Genomic DNA, 23,109 nt, shown 5'->3' with positions numbered 1-23,109 from the left:
CACCTCCTAGTTACAATTTCTCATAATAGAAGTATAGCCTAGGTTTATCTTGATAACTTTGATAATAACTGAAGGACAGTTCGGCAAAATCGAATCGGCGCTTGGAGTAAACGAGCGCACTTTGACCCTAACTGAGTATGACAAAACAAAACGCCGCTGATTAGCGGCGTTTTGATTTATAGAGCGATTTGCTTAGAGGTATTCACACAGGTAAGCAGTCGTTACCAGTATTTTGACGTCAAATGAAGAGTCTCCAGACACATCGAAAGACTCACCTGCCTTGTAAGTGTTCCAATGGCTTTCACCATCTCGCTTAACCGCCATTTCACCTTTTACAACCGTCATTTTTTCTGGCGCCGCGGTACCAAAGGTATATTCACCAGCAAGCATGACTCCAACACTCGAGTTCTCTTCGCCCTGCGTAAAGCCCAACGACTTTACACCATCATCGAAATAGCTGTTTACTGTAATCATATGTCCCTCATGAACCTGTTTAATCAATTTATTGTTGTCACGTTTTAATCGATATTGTCGGTCACAGCAATCTAAAATGCTGAAATCTAACCAATATCGACAGCGTATGTGTCTAAATCAAAGCGTGCCTACATAGATTTCATGCTGTTGAAGAAGATCTCATTACCGTTGACTGCTAGTCTTACAATAACCAGTGACAGTTTACTCTGTTTTCTCATTGAGTTAGCGACGTTGAGCACTCAATGGATTTGGGGTAAATATCAAATTTCTTGGTCAGGTAATTGATTTAAATATTCATTTCTTTCAAGCTGACTTTGGTTGACGAGTTCCACTAGGAATGGCAGTTCACATCCATTGCTTCAAAGGTTGTTATGATCCAAGCCAAAATTATCAAATTGTTGTTTGTTGCCATATTCCTATCTTTGGCGGCTGGCTTTTCATCGCTACTCTATTTTAGCTACAACGACTATATTCACCCCAAACACGTATACGGTACTTGGATAGAAGTCGGAGCCCCCTCTTACAGCACCGAGACGCTTACCCTGAACGAACAGGGGGTATTCCGTAATAATCGCCTTATAGCCACCAGCTTTGAGTTTGATGGAGAGCAAGTCTTTATCGAAACAGGCAGTGGTACCACCATCTATCAGATTGCAGGAACGTTTAATTCTCCGCAATTGCGTCGTCTTCAGCCAAGCATCCCGAGTCAACGCTTCGTCAAAGCAGGTTATGAAGACACTGTCGATATGGAGGGTGGGGGTGGCGCAAGCAAAAGACGCGCTGCACTGTCAGAGCATTTTGGTAACAAATAGGATCGCTCTCTATTTCGGCTTATTGTTCAAACCAACCGTTTCCTCACCTTGACGTTTCAATACAGAAACAACCACTCGCCACTCCATCACCCGACCTAGTATCACTACAGAGGATTGCTTATAATCGCTCCTCCTCCACCATAATAAGAATCGTTTATATGGATCAGCTACTTTCCTACTTACCGCCTTCAATAGCCGGCTTGTTAGAGCAATGGGATACCAACGTCATACTCATCACTATTGCCAGCTTTTTTGCTTGGGTTATCTGGAGAATCGTTTATGGACGATTGGAGATCCTAGCGGAAAAAACCCGCTTTCACTGGGATGATCTCACACTTGCTGCGTTGAAAACGCCCGTCAGCACTTTGATTTGGTGTTGGCCAGCGACCGTTTCACTTGGCTTTCTACTCCAAGATCATATGGGTGATAAGCTCAACTGGCTAAGCACCGTCAAGCTCCTGCTCGTTATCGCTATCTTCGTCTGGATTACCATACGCTTAATTAACAACATCGAAGAGTATGTTCTTGACCAAACGAACCGAGACGAGACCACCGTACAAGCGGTAGCCAAGGTTTCGCGTTTGTTCTTCATTGTCATTGGTGGGATGACGGTCATGCAAGCCTTCGGTTTAAGCCTTTCCGGTTTGCTCACCTTCGGTGGTGTTGGTGGTTTAATTGTCGGTCTGGCTGCTAAGGACTTGTTGTCTAACTTCTTTGGCGGAATGATGATTTACTTTGATCGTCCGTTCAAAGTCGGCGACTGGATTCGCTCCCCAGACAGACAAATAGAGGGTACCGTAGAACGTATTGGCTGGCGCATGACCATCATCCGCACCTTTGACAAACGACCGCTGTATGTCCCTAACTCCGTCTTCAGCAGTATTGTGGTAGAAAACCCTTCACGCATGCAAAACAGACGCATCAATGAGACGATTGGTGTCCGATATGACGACAGCACTCAGGTTGAAACCATCGTTGAAGAGATAAAGGCGATGCTGAAAACCCATCCGGACATCGACGCTAAACAGACGTTGATCGTCAACTTCAACGGCTTTGGACCATCATCACTGGACATCATGGTCTACACCTTTACTAAAACCGTCAACTGGGTGAGATTTCATAAAGTTAAGCAAGACGTATTACTGAAGATATTGGCAATCGTCCATCAAAATGGCGCGGATATCGCCTACCCAACTCAAACCATTAAGTTGGACGCACAAAACAACGAGATGCAAGGCGAACCCGTTTAGCAAATAAAACAAAGGCTAGCAAAACGCTAGCCTTTTCAAATCCCCAATCTTGAGATCAAGTATTTGAGACAGCCACCTCGCGCTCCACTTGATCGTCAGTGTGCTGAGCAATCCAGTAAAGCCAAATCATGGTCACGCTGACAACAAAGCAGAGTCCAAATAGCCATTGTGCCCCCAACCACTCGACCATTGCGCCGCCCAACGCTGGTCCAATGGCAAAACCCAGTGAGTACAGAGCTGTCGCACCAAAATAGGAACCCCGTAAATGCGCGGGAGCCAAGCGGTCGATTTGCACGTTAAGCGTCGGGAAAGTGATCACTTCTCCTAAACTAACGATAAAACAGGCAACAGCCCATCCAATCGCCGATTGCTCCGGGGTAAAAATGAACGCCAGCTGTCCAAGTGCGATGGCACTCATCCCGATTCGTGTCCGAGTAAACAGTGGCAGTTTTTCCATTACCTTAAGCACCGGAAACTGCAACAATACAATCGTCACCGCATTGACCATCATCAAGAGCGCAATCAGTTTTGCCGCATCTTCAATACCACTGCGAACAATGACTTGCGGGACCGAGGATTCCAATTGAGCGTAGACAAACATCAAAAGCACGTTGGCAAGTAAAAGTAATACAAAGACGCGATCCCTGCTGATCACTTTGACCGTTTGACGAAAGTTAGGCAGTAAAGAGAGGTCAGGCTTGGTAAAACTGCCTTTGCGTTCAATGCCAAACAAGATCCACCCGCTGTAGAGCAAGTGAGTGACACCAGTAACAATAAATAGAAACTGAGGCTGGGCCAAAGCGAGTGTCACGCCGATAAGTGGACCGACCGCAGCGCCAATATTCAACAAAAAGTAGCGAATGTTGAGCGCTAGTTCCCGATCTTTAAGATCACTCAATGCATCGCCGATCACCGCCTTGGCAGGGCCATCGATCAACGGGCGCATAAATCCAGCCAATAGGATTAAGGCATAAAAGTGCCAAACCTGAGTCGCTAAGCCAATCCCCGTGTAGGCGATGAACGCTATCAAACACCCTGCGACCATGAGCCATTTGCGCCCGAACTTGTCTGACAGGTAGCCAGAGTATAATCCGGTGAGCGATCCCGTTACCGCTGAGAGTGCAAGCATTCCCCCCACTTCCACCGCCGATGCTCCGTAATCTTGATAGAGAAAAACAATCAAGAATGGCCAGGCCATAAAGTAGCTTGTACGTGCGATAAGAACGCCCACGAGTACAGTCCAGACAGGAAGATTAAATCGTTTTACTCGCTCCCACTGAAACAGGCTTTGTTCTTGTTCCATACGCACTCCTTTGAACTCAATATTGTTGCACTATTGTGATCGAGTATAAGGAGGTTTTATAAAAACAAAAGCGTTATTTGCCCTAGCATGCAAACATCTAGAAAATACGAGTAACAAGTTAAAATTATCAATTATTTTAATTACTTAATAAGTGGTTTTTGAAATTTTACTTGTACGTTTTCTAGCATTTTATCTTGAATTTCCCACTAAAAAGTTGCGTATATCTCGTTTTTGAGCGCCTACTCTCCACACTATGCAGGCGTGATCAACCGTACTCTTCATTTCGCTTATGTTCGCAGAGCCATTTGCAACTACCCAAGAAAGTAAACGATGATGTATACTTTGGGCATAGAAATTCTTGAAGGTTAACTCGCCCGTTAACTTTAAATCGGTACAGGTTCTATTCATGCTCAAAAGAAGTGATATAAAACAAGAAGATATCATCCAATCTGCGATAGAGGTTTTTTCTCAAAAAGGGCTTGAACAAGCGAGTATGGAAGGCATTTCCAAGCATGCAGGCGTGTCTAAACGCACTTTGTATAAGTACTACCCGAACAAAGACGCGCTGTTCGAAGTCATCGTAGACAAATTGATATGTCGCTTTGATGACCGTTGTGAGCTCAGATATGAGCCGTCTGTCTCAGTGTTTGAACAATTGAAGGCGCTGACACTTAAGCAAATGTGCTACATCAACACGGAAGATTTTCAAGTAACCGCAAGGCTAGTGATGGCGGAATGCATTCGTTGCCCGGAGACGTCAAAACTCTTAATGAGTAAATTTGAGGCGATTGGCGATTCGTATGGTTTGCATGAGTGGATTAAACAAGCGGTCGCCGCTGAAGCCATCGAGGTAGACAACATTCCACTCGCGGTGGAGCAGTATATTGGTAGCATTAAGGCGATTGTATTCTGGCCTCAGTTACTGGCTCATCAACCGCCTGCCACCCAAGATCAGCTCATAGTTGCTGTCGACACGGCTGCGCAGATGTTCGTTTCGACCTATCAAACAAAGAGTTAACGTCACTGGCCGATAGATTTGGAGATCAAATGCAGCTCTTAGACTGAATCGATAGTATCTGTCAGGCGTTTGAACAGGTTAATCAGCGAAGATTGTAGTTCAGTGTCTGTAACGAAGATGCTTATAATCATGATTGCGACCACACTCAAGATGAGGACGTATTCGATCGCAGTCACTCCACGCTGATCATCTCTAAACTCTGTGAATAGGAGTTTTAGCTGACAATAAACTCTATTAAACATTTGAATTCTCTTTCTATTTTTATCAATCGACGTCATGAGACCAAACGAAACCGCATAAGAGTAAGCTCAACTTCATTTTTATTAGACTATGAAGGGTGCTATCTGACTAATTTTACAAATAATTAATGACGATTACGCCGTTGTGCAGCCATTTAATGGCATGCAGTCTAGTTACCTTGGTCTACTCAATCAAGACATTCACTCGTTTTTATTGATTCGGCCCTAATTCGGGCCGATATTCATTACCTTCGATTATTGATGATGAATAATGACATCGTGATCAAGCAACGAAGAGACAATGTCCAATGAGCTCATACCATCAAGCGACAGCTGCGGCGCCAGATCCTGAACTAAAATGGTCTGTTGCCCTTGCCCGCCTCCTGGATGAAGTGTCAGCTCGATATCTGCCCCATCTATCACTTTGGCGTCAATATGATCGAGCAAAACATCCATGTCTATCGACGCTTGTTTAAGCTCAGGAAGCACTTCTCGAAGATCGATTTTATCTCCTTCTGCGATACTAAAATCTGTGATGGTGTCCGTCGCGCCGTCATCAATATCCAACCAGACAAAGGTATCCATGCCCCCTCCGCCAGTGAGGATGTCTGAGCCAAGCCCACCTTCGAGAATATCATCGCCTTCTCCTCCTTGAAGGTGATCGTCTCCAGACCCTCCAATCAGATGGTCATTACCCGAGCCACCTTGCAGCAAATCATCACCGCTGCCGGAATGGAGCTCTGTGTTTCCACCGTCTCCAATAAGCTGGACATCTTGGGCTTGCGTGGACTGGTCTATCGTCGAGCCGTCAATTACCACATCCAAGTTTAAGTCTAACGAGGTTGAGCTCGCGGTATCCCCGTTGGACTCTTGCGATATCGCCGTTACGGTGAGCGTGTGGTTCCCCACATCTGCGCCCTCTAACTTCAAGCTACTGATCGCGTCGGCAGACACCGTCCAAACACCAGACGATAGTGTCACGGTGCCAACATCACTGGTTAGCGTCGCCTCTGCTGGTACGCCAGAAACCTGCAAGAACAGAGTCTCGTTGCTATCAACCAATGCGGCTACTATCCCGACTAATGCGATACCATTTGAGCTTGCCGTCTGGGTCGCGCTGATGTTTTTCACATAATTGTACTGAGGGTCGATGGTTAACGTCGGTGAGTTGGCGACAGGCATGACGGTAATCGTATGTTGAGTCGTCTCCTGCATCACCATTCCAGACGGGTTACCTGAATCAGTCGCAACGACCGTTAAACTGATGGTATCCGTTGGGGCAAAACTTGAATCAAGCAACACACCATTGCCGCTCGCAGGGCTATCCAGCAATGCATTTAGTTCTGTGATAGTGCCCGTTAGCGTGATGGATGCGCCTGTAGGCGGGTTGACGACAACCCCAGAACCCGTAGGCAAAACAACGCTGAGCGTACCGTAGTCAACACTGAGCTCGACCGACATAAGATCGTTGCTATTAGTGCCAACGTAATCCACATCCGACACGGAAATACCACGAATCAACTGCCCTGCCGCTTCATCGATCAATGCAGTCGCACTGCTCAAGTCCAACTCGGGTTTGTCATTGACTCCTTGTACCTCAAAGCGCACGCTGGCAGCATCTTGCTTAAAGTCATTCGCACCATTCGTCGTGCCATTGTCTTCGATGGTGTAGTCAAGTTTCACCTCGCCATTGAAGTCTTGCGCCGCGGTAAACGTCCAAGACACACCATCTGGATTGAGCGTCAAGCTGCCTTGCCCCTCGGCTACCGTTAGGTCCGTCACCGTGAGTGTGTGATTTTCTGGATCGCTTGACGCGTCGATCAACTGCTGGGCGGTGATGATAATCTGACCTTCTTCCAACATCGGAGCCAAATTAACATCCGCAGCATTTGGCGCATCATTGACCTCTGTCACCTGAATCTCGAAGGTTGTTTGATTGGTTGATGACGTCGAGGCGTCTCCCGAGATGATTGCGCCATTGTTGCCGCCATCATCCACACTTGCTGTCACGGTTACCGCCCCACCTGAATTCAGATCGTTGCTGTCGAGATCAGGATTAAACGATATGTTGCCTGCAGACAACGCCGCATTGATGTTGGAGACAGTACCTGAAATGACCAAATTCTGATTGGCGTCGTAGTTCAAACTTAGATCAAAGAGAGTAGCCGTATTCGGATCGAAAATAAGCTCCCCTTTATCGAGACTCAATGTGAGTGTATAAACCGCGTTGGGGTCATCATATTGAGCATCAATGTCCGCGATTTGGAAATTATCAATCGCAATCGCCGTGTCTTCTTGTGTCTCTAAATCAGTGACATTAACAAAGGTAGGACGGTCATTAATTGGGTCGATGCTCAATGCCACCTCAAAGCTCACCGCAGGTCCAAGATATTCATTGCCAGAGGCATCTTTATCGACTGACTGAACGCTGATTGTGAGAGGCGCGTCAATGCCCAAAGCGTTGCCCACATCACTATTGTGCTGACCAGAATTAAACACGATTTTGTCAAGTTGTTGCGCAGCAACGTTAACAATCCAGACATTGTTCACTGCATCATATTGACCTAGATTGCCATCAGCATCATAGATAGTTGCATCGCTTGGAACATCGCGAATTTCAACACGGACAGTCTCTGGAGCGTTTTCGCTGTAGACTCCATTGCCTGTTGCCGAAAGCGCTTTATCCACGACAGACGCATTGATCGCAATATCTATGTATTCTCCCTCAACGCCACTGATGGCACTCGTTGCATCAACATCAATCACGTCTCCCTGTGGCGTCACGTTGATTTTGAAGTTAGGGAGATTCGCCGCTTGCGTCGGCACACCCAGCAGCGATTCTTGGGTAAATACCGTCAAACCAAATTCCGCGCTGCCACTAAAATGCTTAGGAGGTAGAACAGATAGAGCTCCTAAGTTGAGAGAGTCTCCCGCGCCAGAAGGTAGCTGAACACTCCATTCTCCCCCACCATTGTTTTTCACTGTGTAACCGCTTGACGGATCAGCCGTTAAAAGAAAACCTTCCGGCACATCAGTGAACTTGATGGAAACAAATTGCTCAGAGCCATCGAGATCAGTTAGTGAAATCGATACGTCTCCGGAACTTGCCAATGAGATTTCTGTGTCTTCCACCCCCGTCACTTCAAGTGTTTGGCTAGGGTCCACACCTGGACCTGTAACAAGCACAGGATCAACCACAGGGACAACATCAAAGCTCACACTCGTTGAGAAGCTTCCACTGTCTGTCGCGGTTTGCGTTGGAGCAAGCTCGTTAAACGTTGCGGTATCCGTTACAGAGCCAGTCACATTGACTTGCACAGTATTGTCGTCGTTACCTGTTGGGTAGTTTGCTTGCGGCTTGAAGAGCACATTATCGAGTGCTCCCGCTGCAATCTCCGCTTGGCTGAAGGTGACTGTAGAACCAAGCGCCTGATACGAGAACGTCCCATCACCATTATCAACAAGCTGGTAGAACTCCCCGACCGAAGGATCCGCCAAACTTAGGGTGATGGAGGAAAGCACTTCATTGCCACCTTCAATTCCCGTCACTTGGTCTGCGATTTGGTAGCCAAACCCAAGTTGAATGTAGCTATCTTCATAGCCCACCAGGTCTTGCCCAGCGATGCCGTCCTGATCAATTGGCACTTGGTTGTCATCTAACGAGCCTTTCACCGTTAAGCTAATGTCCGGTTCACTGCCAGTGACGTCCGCAATCGGGTCAACTTTGACGATCACATTGCCGTTTTCCACTTTCTCATCACCGGATGTCGTATCTTTGGTAATGACGGTAATTGGCAACCTGAAATCTCCTGAATAATCATCAGGTAAGTTGAGCATCAGACCATCAAAACTTTCCACTTGTCCAGAGGCTGAAATACCCGTTTGGAACACGAACTGACCGTTGACAAAATCGACCTCGCCACCGGATATCGAAATCGGATAAGTCACGCCGCCAACGGTCACGGTATTGCCAATGATAATGGTCACTTCGTCAGCGCTGCCGTCTTGGTTGGTAAAGCTGATCACTGAATCCAGCTGTTTACCTAGGTCGACTTGATTGTCTTCAGTAGCGGTAATCACACTATCTGGTGTAATGCTGGCCACAGCAGCGACCTCATTGCCTACCACTACCTCTTCAGGGAAGGAGAGATCCAACGTCGTTTCGCGAAGCGTAGATTTGGAGTTTTCATTGCTATCTTCACCTTGGTCAATGACTAAGGTTTGAATGTTCATCTTGATACTGTTGAACGCCAGAGGATCGTCATCAGAACTGCTATTCGGCGTCAGATCCAAACCATAAGGCGCACGAATACTGAACGCATCCTCATTGGTAATGACCCAGCGCCCATTGCCCTCATAAGCGGCACCTGTCACCAGCAGTTGGTCGAGAATATCCTCACTCAACGCACTTCCATCAAGGTGAGTAAGGGTAACAATAACGTCGCTGACCACTTCTTGTGATGACAAATCGGTTTCTTGATATTTCACCACATATTCGCCATCCCACACTTCGGCACCTGTTCCGTCGGTCGCGGTGTTATCAGCATTAGTGGTAAAACGAATCCCCCCTTGCGCGTTAGCCGTAATTGCATTGACAACGCTGGCACCAGACTCATCCGTCACGATCAAGGTATTGTTGCTGTCTTGTGGCTCAACGATTGGGCGCACCACAACGGTCAGTTCGCCCGTGATGGTAGCGGTTACCCGACCACCTTCGCCGACAATTGAGTCACTCGTGTATTCATGATCTCGCTCTTCCACTTCCACAACGGTATTCAATTTGAAATCCGTACTGGAGTCTTTGGGCGGAGTAATTTGAATAAAGTTATTTGCCAAAGCATCTTGGGTGAATGACTGTGCGGATTGGGTTGCCCCTGGGGTAATGGTTAACGTCCCCGATGCCGCGTCATACACCGCGACAACGTCGCTACTGTTTACATTGACCGCGGCACCATTTGGAATTCCAGTAATCGTAATGGAAGTAAAGTGTTCGTCATCATCAATGTAATCTGTCCCTTCAGGGTGCCAATTGATGTTGATTGGTGTGTCTTCATCGCCAACAGACTGATTGGTATAAGTCGCTGAGGCGTCAATAACGGGTGCAACCTTAATGCGAATCTCTTGTTCAAACTCGCGACTGTGTCCATCATTTTCCGTCACGATGACGGTACCTTTGATGTGAATATTCTCCGTTGATGAATCAACCGGTCGAACAATAATGCCTGACGTGGTGTTTAAACCCGTTATATTGGCTTCATAGATCGGCTGACCGCTGCCATCATAGCCGACAAAGTTGAGATCAATCTGCGTTCCATCACTGTCCTCAATGACAACACCTTGCGGAATATTTGAGAGCAGTACAGTTAACGACTCTGAACCGTCCAGCGGTTTGTTTTCGCGCTCGCCAGAGATGATCGAGAAATCAAGTACCGCAAAGCTATCACCATTTTGACTCTCATTGATGGTTGTCTCTACGCCTGAAACTGCGCCATCCGTAAACTCGCTCCACTGGCTTCCGGCAACAACGCCCTGAGGAACATCCGCCACCCCTTTGACACTGACATTGACTGTTTTCGTGCCCATGATCGCTTCGTCAACTAACGTTGTCGTCGACAGGCTTGCGCTATCTTTCACTACCCCTGTCACATCAAACTTGAAGTCCGCGTTGCTGTGTAACTCTGGTATCACTTCTACGTTATGTATCTGATCATAAGGGACTTCTTGATAGACGACGCCATTGATCGTTACCGTTGTCAGTTGACTAGGCGCAGCGCCTTGCCAAGAAAGCGTAGCGCCCTCTGTAATGTTTGAGATTCTAACGAACAGCACTTCAGAGCCATCGGTGTCCACTGAAGGTGACATTTGAATCACTTCGTCCAAAGTAAACGGGTCTTTGTCTGTCGCGGGATCAACCGTATTTTGGGTCGCCGCATTGTCTTCGAAAATAGCAATCCGATTGACACTAAAACTGCCAAGATCCGCATCCGGTCGAACATCGAAAATGAGCGCTTTTACATCAGACTGGGCACTCCCCTTGTCGGTCACAGCATTGGTTGACTCGGTTGTAATGGCAACCGCATCAATCTGTATCGTGCCGGAGAAGTTCTCATTCGGGTTGACTTGAATCGTATTGATATCAGCAGATGAAACAATGAAATTCCCGTCTGCGTTTGGCACTAATGGTGAGCCGTTTTTGTCAAGTAACTCGAAGTGGCCATCACCCTGCGAAACGGTTAATTGATAAGTTATCGTTTCCGGGTTGAGCGTGTCTTGAGTCAGCGCCTGTAGATTCAGGGTTGCATTAGATGAATCTTCATCTAACACGTAATGATACGTGCTATTGCTATCGTCCCATGTCGCAATATCCGCCACGCTTTCCACTTCCATGGTGAACTGCGAGTTGAGTCGATGATCTAACGCACCATCATTGTGGATCTCAAGTTGATATTTAATTTGAAAACCGCGATCAGTCGTGGAGTAGTTTCTGTCTGGCACAAAATACAAGTTGTTGATTGTAGTTATCTGATCGCCATTACCATTCACAATCGAACTCTGGTCTATCAATGAGCCTGCAAAGTAAATTTTGCCTGAATTATCAGCCGTGAGCTCTACATACTCTGACCCATCAAAATAGAAGAATTTACCATGATGTTGCCCTGCTTTGATTGTCATGCCGCCAATCGATTCGTTATTGTCGGCATCGTATAGGTTGGCTTGCAACTTAACCTGTGTAGGAACGCCAACACCCGGAATGTCCGCTTGATTGTCTTGTGAGTTGGCTGTCTCCAAAGGTGTAGGATTCGCGGCACTATAATCAATTGATGGCGCTCTACCCGAGTCTTCAAACGAGACCACTTTAAGAGGGATCGCAGAGGCTCTTCGATCTTCAATGGTGATTTCAAGCGGCGCCACAGAGGTATCTTTATCTCCGTCGGTGGCGGTCAGATTTACGGTAAACACAAAGTTATCACCGTCATGTTCGAGGTTGTCGAACGCCCTAAATTCAACTTCTCCGTTAGAGTTAATTCTTAACTCGCCCAAATCACGCACAGCGGTATTGCCATTGCTGTCTTGATACTCCTGCGCCACGACAATGCGTTGGCTTCCAGAGCTCAGGTCGACACCATCCACATAGCTGCCACCCTGCTTGAACAGAATGTCCGAACCACTGGACGTTGTCCCTTCAATTCGGGTTAGCTCTGCGCCATCTGCGCCTTTGTCGGTCGCACTGTCAAACATATTGACCATCGACCGATTGAAGCCTTGCCCCTCAACACGACTGATCTCCTGCTGGGTTAATGTCGGAACATCATCCACAATAGTAATAGGTAGGCTAATTGGGTTGGATTTGTCACCATCAAAATCAAGCGCCTGAATGTTGAAATCGATTTGTACTTGATTCTGCTCATTGGCATCCGGATGTTCGACCGGCTGCAATAAATTAAAGGTGTAACTGTTGTCAGAGGTATCAAAAGTCAAGGAGAACACAGCTTGCTGACTGCCAGACGTCTGTGCAATATAAGTAAACGTCGTCCCGTTCTCGGCAACGGTTCTCCACTCGAGGCTCTCGCCCCCACTTTGCAAACCAACGAGGCTATCGGCAGGCGCAATGAGCTGGTACTCGGTAACGCCATCGGCGCCTTCGTCAACCACAAACTGGCCGTGGATTTGGGTATCCTCTGTTTGATCGGACCCAATACCAACCAGATCATCCTCATCAACTCGCGTTTCGCCTTGAGTACCTGTAATGATCGGCTCGTCGTCTGCTACTGAAATAGGCAACGGGTACGCAGGTGACGTATCCCCATCTCCATCTATCGCGACAACATCAAAGGGAATAGTCAGAGAGTCGGAATCAGAGGCATGATCTAACGGTTGTAACAACTCAAAGCGATACGAACCATCGTCGCCTAGTTCAAGGGTAAACACGACCGTATTACCTGCAACCGCTTGATAACTCGTGGTATTCGCTGCACCGTCATATTTTTCGAGTGTTAACTCGACTCCACCGGAATGAAGACCTGACAGTGCGTTGTCGATATTCCCAAGCTCGAAGTGGACAATATCGTCGGCACCTGCCGTGACTTCAAACTGTCCGGTCGCGACCGAGCTAGAGGAGAGATCATTTTCATCGACACTGAAACGGCTTCCAGCGGCAGTACTGTCTATGGTAGGGAGATCATCCGCAATCGTTACCACCATAGGTTTCATCACTGAGTCGTCATTGTCACTATCAACCGCATAAACAGGCAAGTTAAAGCTCAATACATCATCTTTTGCTCCAGATAGAGCATGATCGAGCGCTTCAATCAGCGTAAAGGTATAATCGCCTTTATTGCTGGCATCGAAGTTGAGTGTAAAGACGGTGGTCTCCGCACCGTTCGCCGCCGTGGTAAAGCCGATGTACTGGCCAGAATCTGCAGGCTCTTCTCGCAGCTCAACCACAAGCCCATTCGATTTGAGTGAGCCATCGGTATTGAACTCACTTGGCTCAAGACGGAAGTGACTTAGGTTGTCGCTGCCTTCGGTGTAGCTGATTGTACCCGTGGCTTGCACCGCACTGCCGCTTGGCGCTGAGCCATCGGCTAATTGAGATTCGGATAGACTCACCGATGGCACTGTATTGATCACCGGATCGTCGCCATCTTGGATGGTTAAAGTGACCGTTGCGCTGACACTGTCTTTGTCGAAATCACCCGACGTCACGACGATGTTTTTCACAATGTCGCCATTCTCATGGTCTAAATCGCGATTAGGCTCAAAACGCATCTCACCGTCAAGCGTGATATAGAGCGAGCCTTCTTGGTAGTCAAACTTCTGCTCACCAGTGACGTTTTGGTCAAGCTGCTGCGTTGGGTTATCACCAAACTTAAATTCGGTGATGGTGGCGCCATCGGCACTGTGTCCAGGCATCACATCGATGGTCGCGGTGGTGGGGTTTTCGCCTTGATTCGGCTCAGTGATGGTCCAGCTGCCATTTTGCATTAACTGGACATCATCAGTGATGGTGATATCGAGATCGGCTTGGACAGAGTTATCACCGTCGCTGTCAACCATGTAGACGGGCAGCGCAAAACTGAGATCGTTATTCCCGTCCGCATTGGCATGATCGATGGCTTCAATCAGTGTGAAAGTGTAATCGGCACTATTAAAATCAAGGGTAAAGACAATGGTCTCTGCGCCGTTTGCCGCCGTGGTAAAGCCGATATATTGTCCAGAGTCTGCGGGCTCTTCTCGAAGCTCTATGACAAGCCCATTCGATTTTAGCGAGCCGTCAGTATTGAACCCAGTTGGTTCAAGGCGGAAATGACTTAGGTTGTCGCTGCCTTCGGTATAACTGATCGTGCCCGTGGCTTGCACCGCACTGCCGCTTGGCGCTGAGCCATCCGTTAGTTGAGATTCAGATAGACTCACCGACGGAACAATATTGATCACCGGATCGTCGCCATCTTGGATGGTTAAAGTAACCGTGGCGCTGACACCGTCTTTGTCGAAATCACCCGAAGTAACGACGATGTCTTTCACAATATCCCCATTTTCATGGTCCAAATCGCGATTCGGCTCAAAGCGAATCTCACCATCAAGGGTGATATAAAGCGAGCCTTCTGGGTAATCGAACTTCTGCTCACCAGTTATCGATTGGTCAAGCTGCTGCGTGGGGTTGTCACCAAACTTAAACTCGGTGATGGTGGCGCCATCGGCACTGTGTGCAGGCATCACATCGAAGGTCGCGGTGGTTGGGTTTTCGCCTTGATTCGGCTCCGTAATGGTCCAACTGCCGTTCTGCATTAACTGGACATCGTCAGTGATGGTGATATCCAAATCGGCTTTAGCGGAGTTATCGCCGTCAGTGTCAACCATATACACGGGCAGCGCAAAGCTAAGATTGTTATTACCGTCCGCATTGGCATGGTCGATCGCTTCAACCAATGTGAAGGTGTAATCGGCATTACTAAAATTAAGGGTAAAGACAGTGGTCTCCACTCCGTTTGCCGCCGTGGTAAAGCCAATGTACTGACCAGAATCTGCAGGCTCTTCTCGAAGCTCGACCACTAACCCATTCGATTTGAGCGAGCCGTCGGTATTGAACTCAGTTGGCTCAAGGCGGAAGTGACTTAAGTTGTCGCTGCCTTCGGTATAACTGATTGTGCCTGTGGCTTGCACCGCACTGCCGCTTGGCGTAGAGCCATCGATTAATTGAGACTCGGATAGACTCACCGATGGCACAGCGTTAATCACCGGGTCATCACCATCTTGAATGGTTAAGGTGACTGTGGCGCTGACACTGTCTTTGTCAAAGTCACCCGACACCACCACGATATCTTTCACAATATCGCCATTCTCATGATCTAAATCGCGATTAGGCTCAAAGCGCATCTCACCACCAAGAGTGATATAAAGCGAGCCTTCTGGGTAATCAAATTTCTGCTCGCCAGTGACAGTCTGGTCAAGCTGTTGCGTGGGGTTATCACCAAACTTAAACTCGGTGATGGTGGCGCCATCGGCACTGTGTGCAGGCATCACATCGATGGTCGCGGTGGTTGGATTTTCGCCTTGATTCGGCTCGGTAATAGTCCAGCTGCCGTTTTGCATGAGTTGGACATCGTCGGTGATGGTGATATCGAGATCGGCTTTGGCGGAGTTGTCGCCATCGCTGTCAACCATATAGATGGGCAGCGTAAAGCTGAGATCGTTGTTACCATCCGCATTGGCGTGATCGAACGCATCAATCAATGTGAAGGTGTAATCGCCTTTGTTGGTACCATCGAAGTTGAGCGTAAAGACGGTGGTCTCCACACCGTTCGTCGCCGTGGTAAAGCCGATATATTGCCCAGAGTCAGCGGGCTCTTCTCGAAGCTCTACCATTAGCCCATTCGATTTGAGCGAGCCATCAGAATTGAACTCACTTGGCTCAAGGCGGAAATGACTTAGGTTGTCGCTACCTTCGGTGTAGCTGATTGTGCCTATAGCTTGCACTGCACTGCCGCTTGGCGCTGAGCCATCGGTTAGTTGAGATTCAGATAGACTCACCGACGGAACAGTATTGATCACCGGATCGTCGCCATCTTGAATGGTTAAGGTGACCGTTGCGCTGACACCGTCTTTGTCGAAATCACCCGACGTCACCACGATGTCTGTCACGATATCGCCATTCTTATGGTCTAAATCACGATTGGGCTCAAAGCTCATCTCACCACCAAGTGTGATATAGAGCGAGCCTTCTGGGTAATCGAATTTCTGCTCGCCAGTTACAGTCTGGTCAAGCTGCTGCGTAGGGTTGTCACCAAACTTAAACTCGGTGATGGTGGCACCATCAGCACTGTGCGCAGGCATCACATCGATAGTCGCAGTGGTTGGCGTCTCTCCGAAATTTGGCTCCGTGATGGTCCAGCTGCCGTTTTGCATCAGTTGGACATCGTCGGTGATGGTGATATCCAAATCGGCTTTAGCGGAGTTATCGCCATCGCTGTCAACCATGTAAACGGGCAGCGCAAAACTCAGGTCGTTATTACCATTCGCATTGGCATGGTCGAGCGCTTCAATCAGTGTAAAGGTGTAATCGGCATTATTAAAATCAAGGGTAAAGACAGTTGTCTCCGCATCGTTCGCCGTGGTGGTAAAGCCGATATATTGCCCAGAATCTGCGGGATCTTCTCGAAGCTCTATTGCAAGCCCATTCGATTTGAGAGAGCCGTCAGTATTGAACTCACTTGGCTCAAGGCGGAAGTGACTTAAGTTGTCGCTGCCTTCGGTATAACTGATTGTGCCTGTGGCTTGCACCGCACTGCCGCTTGGCGCTGAGCCATCGGCTAATTGAGTTTCGGATAGACTGACTGATGGGACAGTATTGATCACCGGATCGTCGCCATCTTGAATGGTTAAAGTGACCGTTGCGCTGACAACGTCTTTGTCGAAATCGCCCGAGGTCACCACGATGTCTTTCACGATATCGCCTGCAGAGTGGTCTAGATCGCGATTAGGCTCAAAGCGCATCTCACCATCAAGAGTGATATAGAGCGAGCCTTCAGGGTAATCGAATTTCTGCTCACCAGTGATGTTTTGATCAAGCAGCTGCGCTGGGTTATCACCAAACTTAAATTCGGTGATGGTCGCGCCATCGGCACTGTGCGCTGGCATCACATCGATGGTCGCTGTGGTTGGCGTCTCTCCGACGTTTGGCTCCGTGATGATCCAACTGCCATTTTGCATTAACTGGACATCGTCGGCGATGGTGATATCCAAGTTGGCTTTAGCGGAGTTATCACCGTCACTGTCAACCATATAAACGGGCAGCACAAAGCTTAGGTCGTTATTACCATCCGCATTGGCATGGTCGATCGCTTCAATCAGTGTAAAGGTGTAATCGCCTTTGTTGGTACCATCGAAGTTGAGCGTAAAGACGGTGGTCTCTACGCCGTTCGCCGTGGTGGTAAAGCCGATATATTGCCCAGAATCTGCGGGCTCTTCTCGCAGCTCTACTACTAGCCCATTCGATTTGAGCGAGCCGTCAGTATTGAACTCACTTGGCTCAAGGCGGAAGTGACTTAGGTTATCGCTGCCTTCGGTGTAGTTGATCGTGCCCGTGGCTTGAATTGCAATGCCGCTTGGCACTGAGCCATCTGTTAGCTGAGATTCAGATAGACTCAATGATGGCACAGCGTTGATCACCGGATCGTCGCCATCTTGAATGGTTAGAGTGACCGTTGCGCTGACACTGTCTTTGTCAAAGTCACCCGACGTCACCACGATGTCTTTCACGATATCGCCATTCTCATGGTCTAGATCGCGATTGGGCTCAAAGCGCATCTCACCGTCAAGAGTGATGTAGAGCGAGCCTTCTGGGTAATCAAACTTCTGCTCGCCAGTGACAGTCTCGTCAAGCTGCTGCGCCGGGTTATCACCAAACTTAAACTCGGTGATAGTGGCACCATCGGCACTGTGCGCAGGCATGACATCGATGGTCGCTGTGGTTGGATTTCCACCTTGATTCGGCTCAGTGATGGTCCAACTGCCGTTTTGCATTAACTGGACATCATCAGTGATGGTGATATCGAGATCGGCTTTGGCGGAGTTATCGCCATCGCTGTCAACCATATACACGGGCAGCGTAAAGCTGAGATCGTTGTTACCATCCGCATTGGCGTGATCGAGCGCTTCAATCAATGTAAAGGTGTAATCGCCTGTGTTGGTGCCATCGAAGTTGAGCGTAAAGACGGTTGTCTCTGCGCCGTTCGCCCCCGTGGTAAAGCCAATGTACTGACCAGAATCAGCAGGCTCTTCTCGAAGCTCTACCTCTAGCCCATTCGATTTGAGCGAGCCGTCAGTATTGAACTGACTTGGCTCAAGACGGAAGTGACTTAAGTTGTCGCTGCCTTCGGTATAACTAATTGTGCCCGTGGCTTGCACCGCACTGCCGCTTGGCGCAGAGCCATCGGCTAATTGAGCTTCGGATAGACTTACCGATGGCACAGCGTTGATCACCGGATCATCGCCATCTTGGATGGTTAAGGTGACCGTGGCACTGACACTGTCTTTGTCGAAATCACCCGACGTCACGACGATGTCTTTCACAATATCGCCATTCTCATGGTCTAGATCTCGATTGGGCTCAAAGCGCATCTCACCATCAAGAGTGATATAGAGCGAGCCTTCTGGGTAATCAAACTTCTGCTCACCAGTGACAGTCTGGTCAAGCTGTTGCGTTGGGTTATCACCAAACTTAAACTCGGTGATGGTGGCACCATCAGCACTGTGCGCTGGCATCACATCGATGGTCGCGGTGGTTGGGTTTTCACCTTGATTCGGCTCGGTAATGATCCAAGCACCGTTTTGCATTAACTGGACATCGTCGGTGATGGTGATATCCAAGTTGGCTTTGGCGGAATTATCACCGTCGCTGTCGACCATATAAACGGGCAGCGCAAAACTGAGATCGTTATTCCCGTCCGCATTGGCATGGTCGATGGCTTCAATTAGCGTGAAGGTGTAATCGGCATTATTAAAATCAAGGGTAAAGACAGTTGTCTCCGCGCCGTTTGCCGCAGTAGTAAAGCCGATATATTGTCCAGAATCTGCGGGATCTTCTCGAAGCTCTATTACAAGCCCATTCGATTTAAGCGAGCCATCAGAATTGAACTCACTTGGCTCAAGGCGGAAATGACTTAAGTTGTCGCTGCCTTCGGTATAACTGATTGTACCCGTGGCTTGCACCGCACTGCCGCTTGGCGCAGAGCCATCGGCTAATTGAGACTCGGATAGACTTACCGATGGCACTGTATTGATCACCGGATCGTCGCCATCTTGAATAGTTAAAGTGACCGTTGCGCTGACACTGTCTTTGTCGAAATCACCCGACGTCACGACGATGTCTTTCACGATATCGCCATTCTCATGATCTAAATCGCGATTAGGCTCAAAGCGCATCTTACCGTCAAGAGTGATATAAAGAGAGCCTTCAGGGTAATCGAATTTCTGCTCACCGGTGACAGTCTGGTCAAGTTGCTGCGTGGGGTTATCACCAAACTTAAACTCAGCGATGGTGGCGCCGTCGGCACTGTGTGCTGGCATCACATCGAAGGTCGCGGTGGTTGGGTTTTCGCCTTGATTCGGCTCAGTGATGGTCCAGCTGCCATTTTGCATTAACTGCACATCGTCGGCGATGGTGATATCCAAGTTGGCTTTAGCGGAGTTATCACCGTCACTGTCGACCATATAAACGGGCAGCGCAAAACTCAGGTCGTTATTACCGTCCGCATTGGCATGGTCGATCGCTTCAATCAGCGTGAAGGTGTAATCGCCTGTGTTGGTGCTATCGAAGTTGAGCGTAAAGACGGTTGTCTCTGCGCCGTTCGCCCCCGTGGTAAAGCCAATGTACTGACCAGAATCAGCAGGCTCTTCTCGCAGCTCAACCACTAGCCCATTCGATTTGAGCGAGCTGTCAGTATTGAACTCAGTTGGCTCAAGGCGGAAGTGACTTAAATTGTCGCTACCTTCGGTATAGCTAATCGTGCCCGTGGCTTGCACCGCACTGCTGCTTGGCATAGAGCCATCCGATAGCTGAGACTCTGCTAAAGTCACCGACGGAATAGTGTTGATAACCGGATCGTCGCCATCTTGAATGGTTAAGGTGACCGTTGCGCTGACAGTGTCTTTGTCGAAATCACCCGACGTCACCACGATGTCTTTCACAATATCGCCATTCTCATGGTCTAAATCGCGATTAGGTTCAAAGCGCATTTCGCCGTCAAGCGTGATATAGAGCGAGCCTTCTGGGTAATCGAACTTCTGCTCACCAGTGACGTTTTGGTCAAGCTGCTGCACTGGGTTATCACCAAACTTAAACTCGGTGATGGTGGCGCCATCAGCACTGTGCGAAGGCATGACATCGATGGTCGCAGTGGTTGGGTTTTCGCCTTGATTCGGCTCCGTGATGGTCCAGCTGCCGTTTCGCATTAACTGCACATCGTCGGTGATAGTGATATCCAAATCGGCTTTGGCGGAGTTATCGCCATCGCTGTCGACCATGTAAACGGGCAGCGCAAAACTCAGGTCGTTATTGCCATCCGCATTGGCGTGGTCGAACGCTTCAATCAGTGTGAAGGTGTAATCGGCATTACTAAAATCAAGGGTAAAGACGATTGTCTCTGCGCCATTCGTCGCGGTGGTAAAGCCGATATATTGCCCGGAGTCAGCGGGCTCTTCTCGAAGCTCGACCACAAGCCCATTCGACTTGAGTGAGCCGTCGGTATTGAACTCAGTTGGCTCAAGGCGGAAGTGACTTAGGTTGTCGCTGCCTTCGGTGTAGCTAATTGTGCCCGTCGCTTGCACCGCACTACCGTTTGGCGCCGAGCCATCGGCTAATTGAGACTCGGATAGATTCACCGACGGAACAGTATTGATCACCGGATCGTCGCCATCTTGAATGGTTAAAGTAACCGTTGCGCTGACACTGTCTTTGTCGAAATCGCCCGAAGTAACGACGATGTCTTTCACGATATCGCCATTTTCATGGTCTAAATCGCGATTGGGCTCAAAGCGCATCTCACCGTCAAGCGTGATATAAAGCGAGCCTTCAGGGTAATCAAATTTCTGCTCACCAGTAACAGTCTGGTCAAGCTGCTGCGTTGGGTTGTCACCAAGCTTAAACTCGATGATGGTGGCGCCGTCGGCACTGTGTGAAGGCATGACATCGATGGTCGCGGTGGTTGGGTTTTCGCCTTGATTCGGCTCCGTAATGGTCCAACTGCCATTTTGCATCAGCTGAACATCGTCAGTGACCACAACGTTTAAAGAGGTCGTTGGTGTTCGATCATTGTCGGAATCAATCGCGAAAATCGGCAATGAAAAAATCAGTTCATTGTTATTTTGCCCATCGGGATGATCCAGAGCTTCGCTCAACGCAAACGTATAGGAGCCTTTGGTATTGGTATCGAAACTAAACGTGAAAACCGTAACTTCACTACCCGTAGAATCAGTATAAACACCCAAATAGGTCCCCGAATCTGCCGGATCTTCTCGAAGTTCAATCGAATATCCCTGTGACGTTAAATTTGCCGAAGTATTAAACGTATCGACATCAACGACAAACTTAGTGATAGTGTCGCTACCTTCGCTAAAGGTAACCTGCCCCTGCGATTCGACGGCACTGGTTGATGCTATCGCCCCATCAGTCAAAGCTGACTCGCTTACTTGAACCTGAGGAACAGATTCGATAGCAGGATTATCACCGTCAGCGATTGTAACTTGAGCGGATACGGGAAGCTGAATTGGGTTACCCCCAGTATCACTACCACTAATTTCGATTGAGATGGATACCTGATCATCAGCGATAGACACCAAGCCCCCCGCAATACTCGGCACATGATCGATGGGTTGGTATATCGTAGTTGTCAGCTGAAGATTAACGTCTTTACCAATGTTGGTCGCATCAATATCGATGTTCACGACCTCAAGGCCACCGAGCTCACCAATAATGGCATTTGAAGCTGAATCATATCTGAAAGAGACGGCCTGACCTCCAGAGGTGATATCACTGTTAAGTTCAGCCAATAGTTCTGAAAGCGAGGCCGCCGTCGGCACAAAAGTGTTAGAGTCTAACGGTAAATCGCCAGCAAAAATCGTCGCGGAAGACGTTATAGACTGAGGGTAGGTACTAAGAGATATTGAGCCTTCGACCAAGGTTTCTGAAAGATTATTTCCCCCGGCTGCAAATACCAATGGCCTAGCTTGCTCCTCATCGACAACGTCCGCTTCTCCTGAAATCCCATTCGTTTCGAAAAACGTACTCGCGAGTACCTCAGCACCATTGTATTCGATCGTAACAAAACCAGCGTTAGCAGAACCTGCACCGCCACCGGCTGCCGTCGCTTCCAATATTTCAGTTGGATCGGCGCCAGCTAAAATGGCTTCTTGTATGGCATCAATATCGAGACCGGAAAAGGAAGCTTCTTCCATCTGCTCGACATCAATTGAGACATCTCCATCAATATCCGCGGTTACCCAACCGCCAGAATTATCAGAGCAGGCAAGGCAATTATCAGGGACATATACGGTGTCCAAAACAATAGAGGCGTGACTAGCCGTTAATACGATGTCGTTGACTGCAATAGTATCGCCGACTTTTGCCTTTCTGGCATCCCCATCGGCGTTCACAATCACAACGTCACCGTTAACTTCTTTTACAACAGCAGCTTGGCGCAATACCTCAATATCCATACCTTCTCCCCCGACCTTCTAGTCGATGCGACTCGATCGATGTTTATTATTTGTTTTATAAACTCATTCACCCAAAGTAACAAATTTCGACATTTTTGCGACTCATTTAACCTGATATGAGAACTATCAAACGGCTGATTTGAGTATAGCCAGTGACATATTTCTTTTAGCTTCTCTAACTTATTGAGTTATTGACAAAAATCATCCGCTGAACCACGCGTATCAAAAATGAGAATTTAGACTACAAAAACAAGCAGAATCGAAGAAATTGGCTGATTGAAAGCAAATATTCGTACAT

The 23,109-nt window shown here is 48.3% G+C and carries 7 protein-coding genes; 3 read left to right on the top strand and 4 right to left on the bottom strand.

The window, feature by feature from the left end; genetic code table 11:
• Positions 1–192: 192 nt before the first annotated feature.
• Positions 193–474 carry a pyrimidine/purine nucleoside phosphorylase gene (locus U9J37_RS19380; RefSeq protein WP_005470007.1) on the bottom strand — a complete coding sequence of 94 codons (282 nt, stop codon included), beginning with the start codon at positions 472–474 and terminating at the stop codon, positions 193–195.
• A gap of 371 nt (positions 475–845) precedes the next feature.
• Here U9J37_RS19380 and U9J37_RS19375 point away from each other — a divergent pair, with 371 nt between their 5' ends.
• Positions 846–1,286, top strand: coding sequence for a DUF2850 domain-containing protein (locus U9J37_RS19375; protein WP_005470106.1), 441 nt, complete (start codon positions 846–848; stop codon positions 1,284–1,286).
• A gap of 158 nt (positions 1,287–1,444) precedes the next feature.
• On the top strand, positions 1,445–2,536 hold the full coding sequence (locus tag U9J37_RS19370) for a mechanosensitive ion channel family protein (RefSeq protein ID WP_005470162.1): 1,092 nt from the start codon (positions 1,445–1,447) through the stop codon (positions 2,534–2,536).
• Positions 2,537–2,591: 55 nt separating this feature from the next.
• On the opposite strand, the gene U9J37_RS19365 is transcribed toward U9J37_RS19370, so the two are convergent.
• Positions 2,592–3,839 (bottom strand): MDR family MFS transporter, encoded by a 1,248-nt coding sequence (locus U9J37_RS19365; RefSeq protein WP_005470160.1) that lies wholly within the window; start codon positions 3,837–3,839, stop codon positions 2,592–2,594.
• A gap of 406 nt (positions 3,840–4,245) precedes the next feature.
• On the opposite strand from U9J37_RS19365, the gene U9J37_RS19360 reads away from it, so the two are divergent.
• Positions 4,246–4,857, top strand: a complete 612-nt coding sequence (locus U9J37_RS19360) for a TetR/AcrR family transcriptional regulator (RefSeq protein WP_005470083.1) — start codon at positions 4,246–4,248, stop codon at positions 4,855–4,857.
• Between the two features lie 38 nt (positions 4,858–4,895).
• Here the strand turns inward: U9J37_RS19360 and U9J37_RS19355 are convergent, their stop codons facing one another.
• Together U9J37_RS19355 and U9J37_RS19350 are read right to left on the bottom strand one after the other, a co-directional pair.
• Complete coding sequence (locus U9J37_RS19355) at positions 4,896–5,099, bottom strand: Flp family type IVb pilin (RefSeq protein ID WP_043886565.1); 204 nt, start codon at positions 5,097–5,099, stop codon at positions 4,896–4,898.
• A 252-nt stretch (positions 5,100–5,351) separates the two neighbouring features.
• Positions 5,352–22,811 (bottom strand): retention module-containing protein, encoded by a 17,460-nt coding sequence (locus U9J37_RS19350; protein ID WP_005469931.1) that lies wholly within the window; start codon positions 22,809–22,811, stop codon positions 5,352–5,354.
• Positions 22,812–23,109 lie beyond the last annotated feature (298 nt).

Source organism: Vibrio sp. 16 (assembly GCF_963681195.1).
Taxonomy (GTDB): Bacteria; Pseudomonadota; Gammaproteobacteria; order Enterobacterales; family Vibrionaceae; genus Vibrio; species Vibrio sinaloensis_D.
The sequence above is the reverse complement of the archived record's forward strand: the minus strand, read 5'-3'. Positions and strand labels throughout refer to the sequence as shown.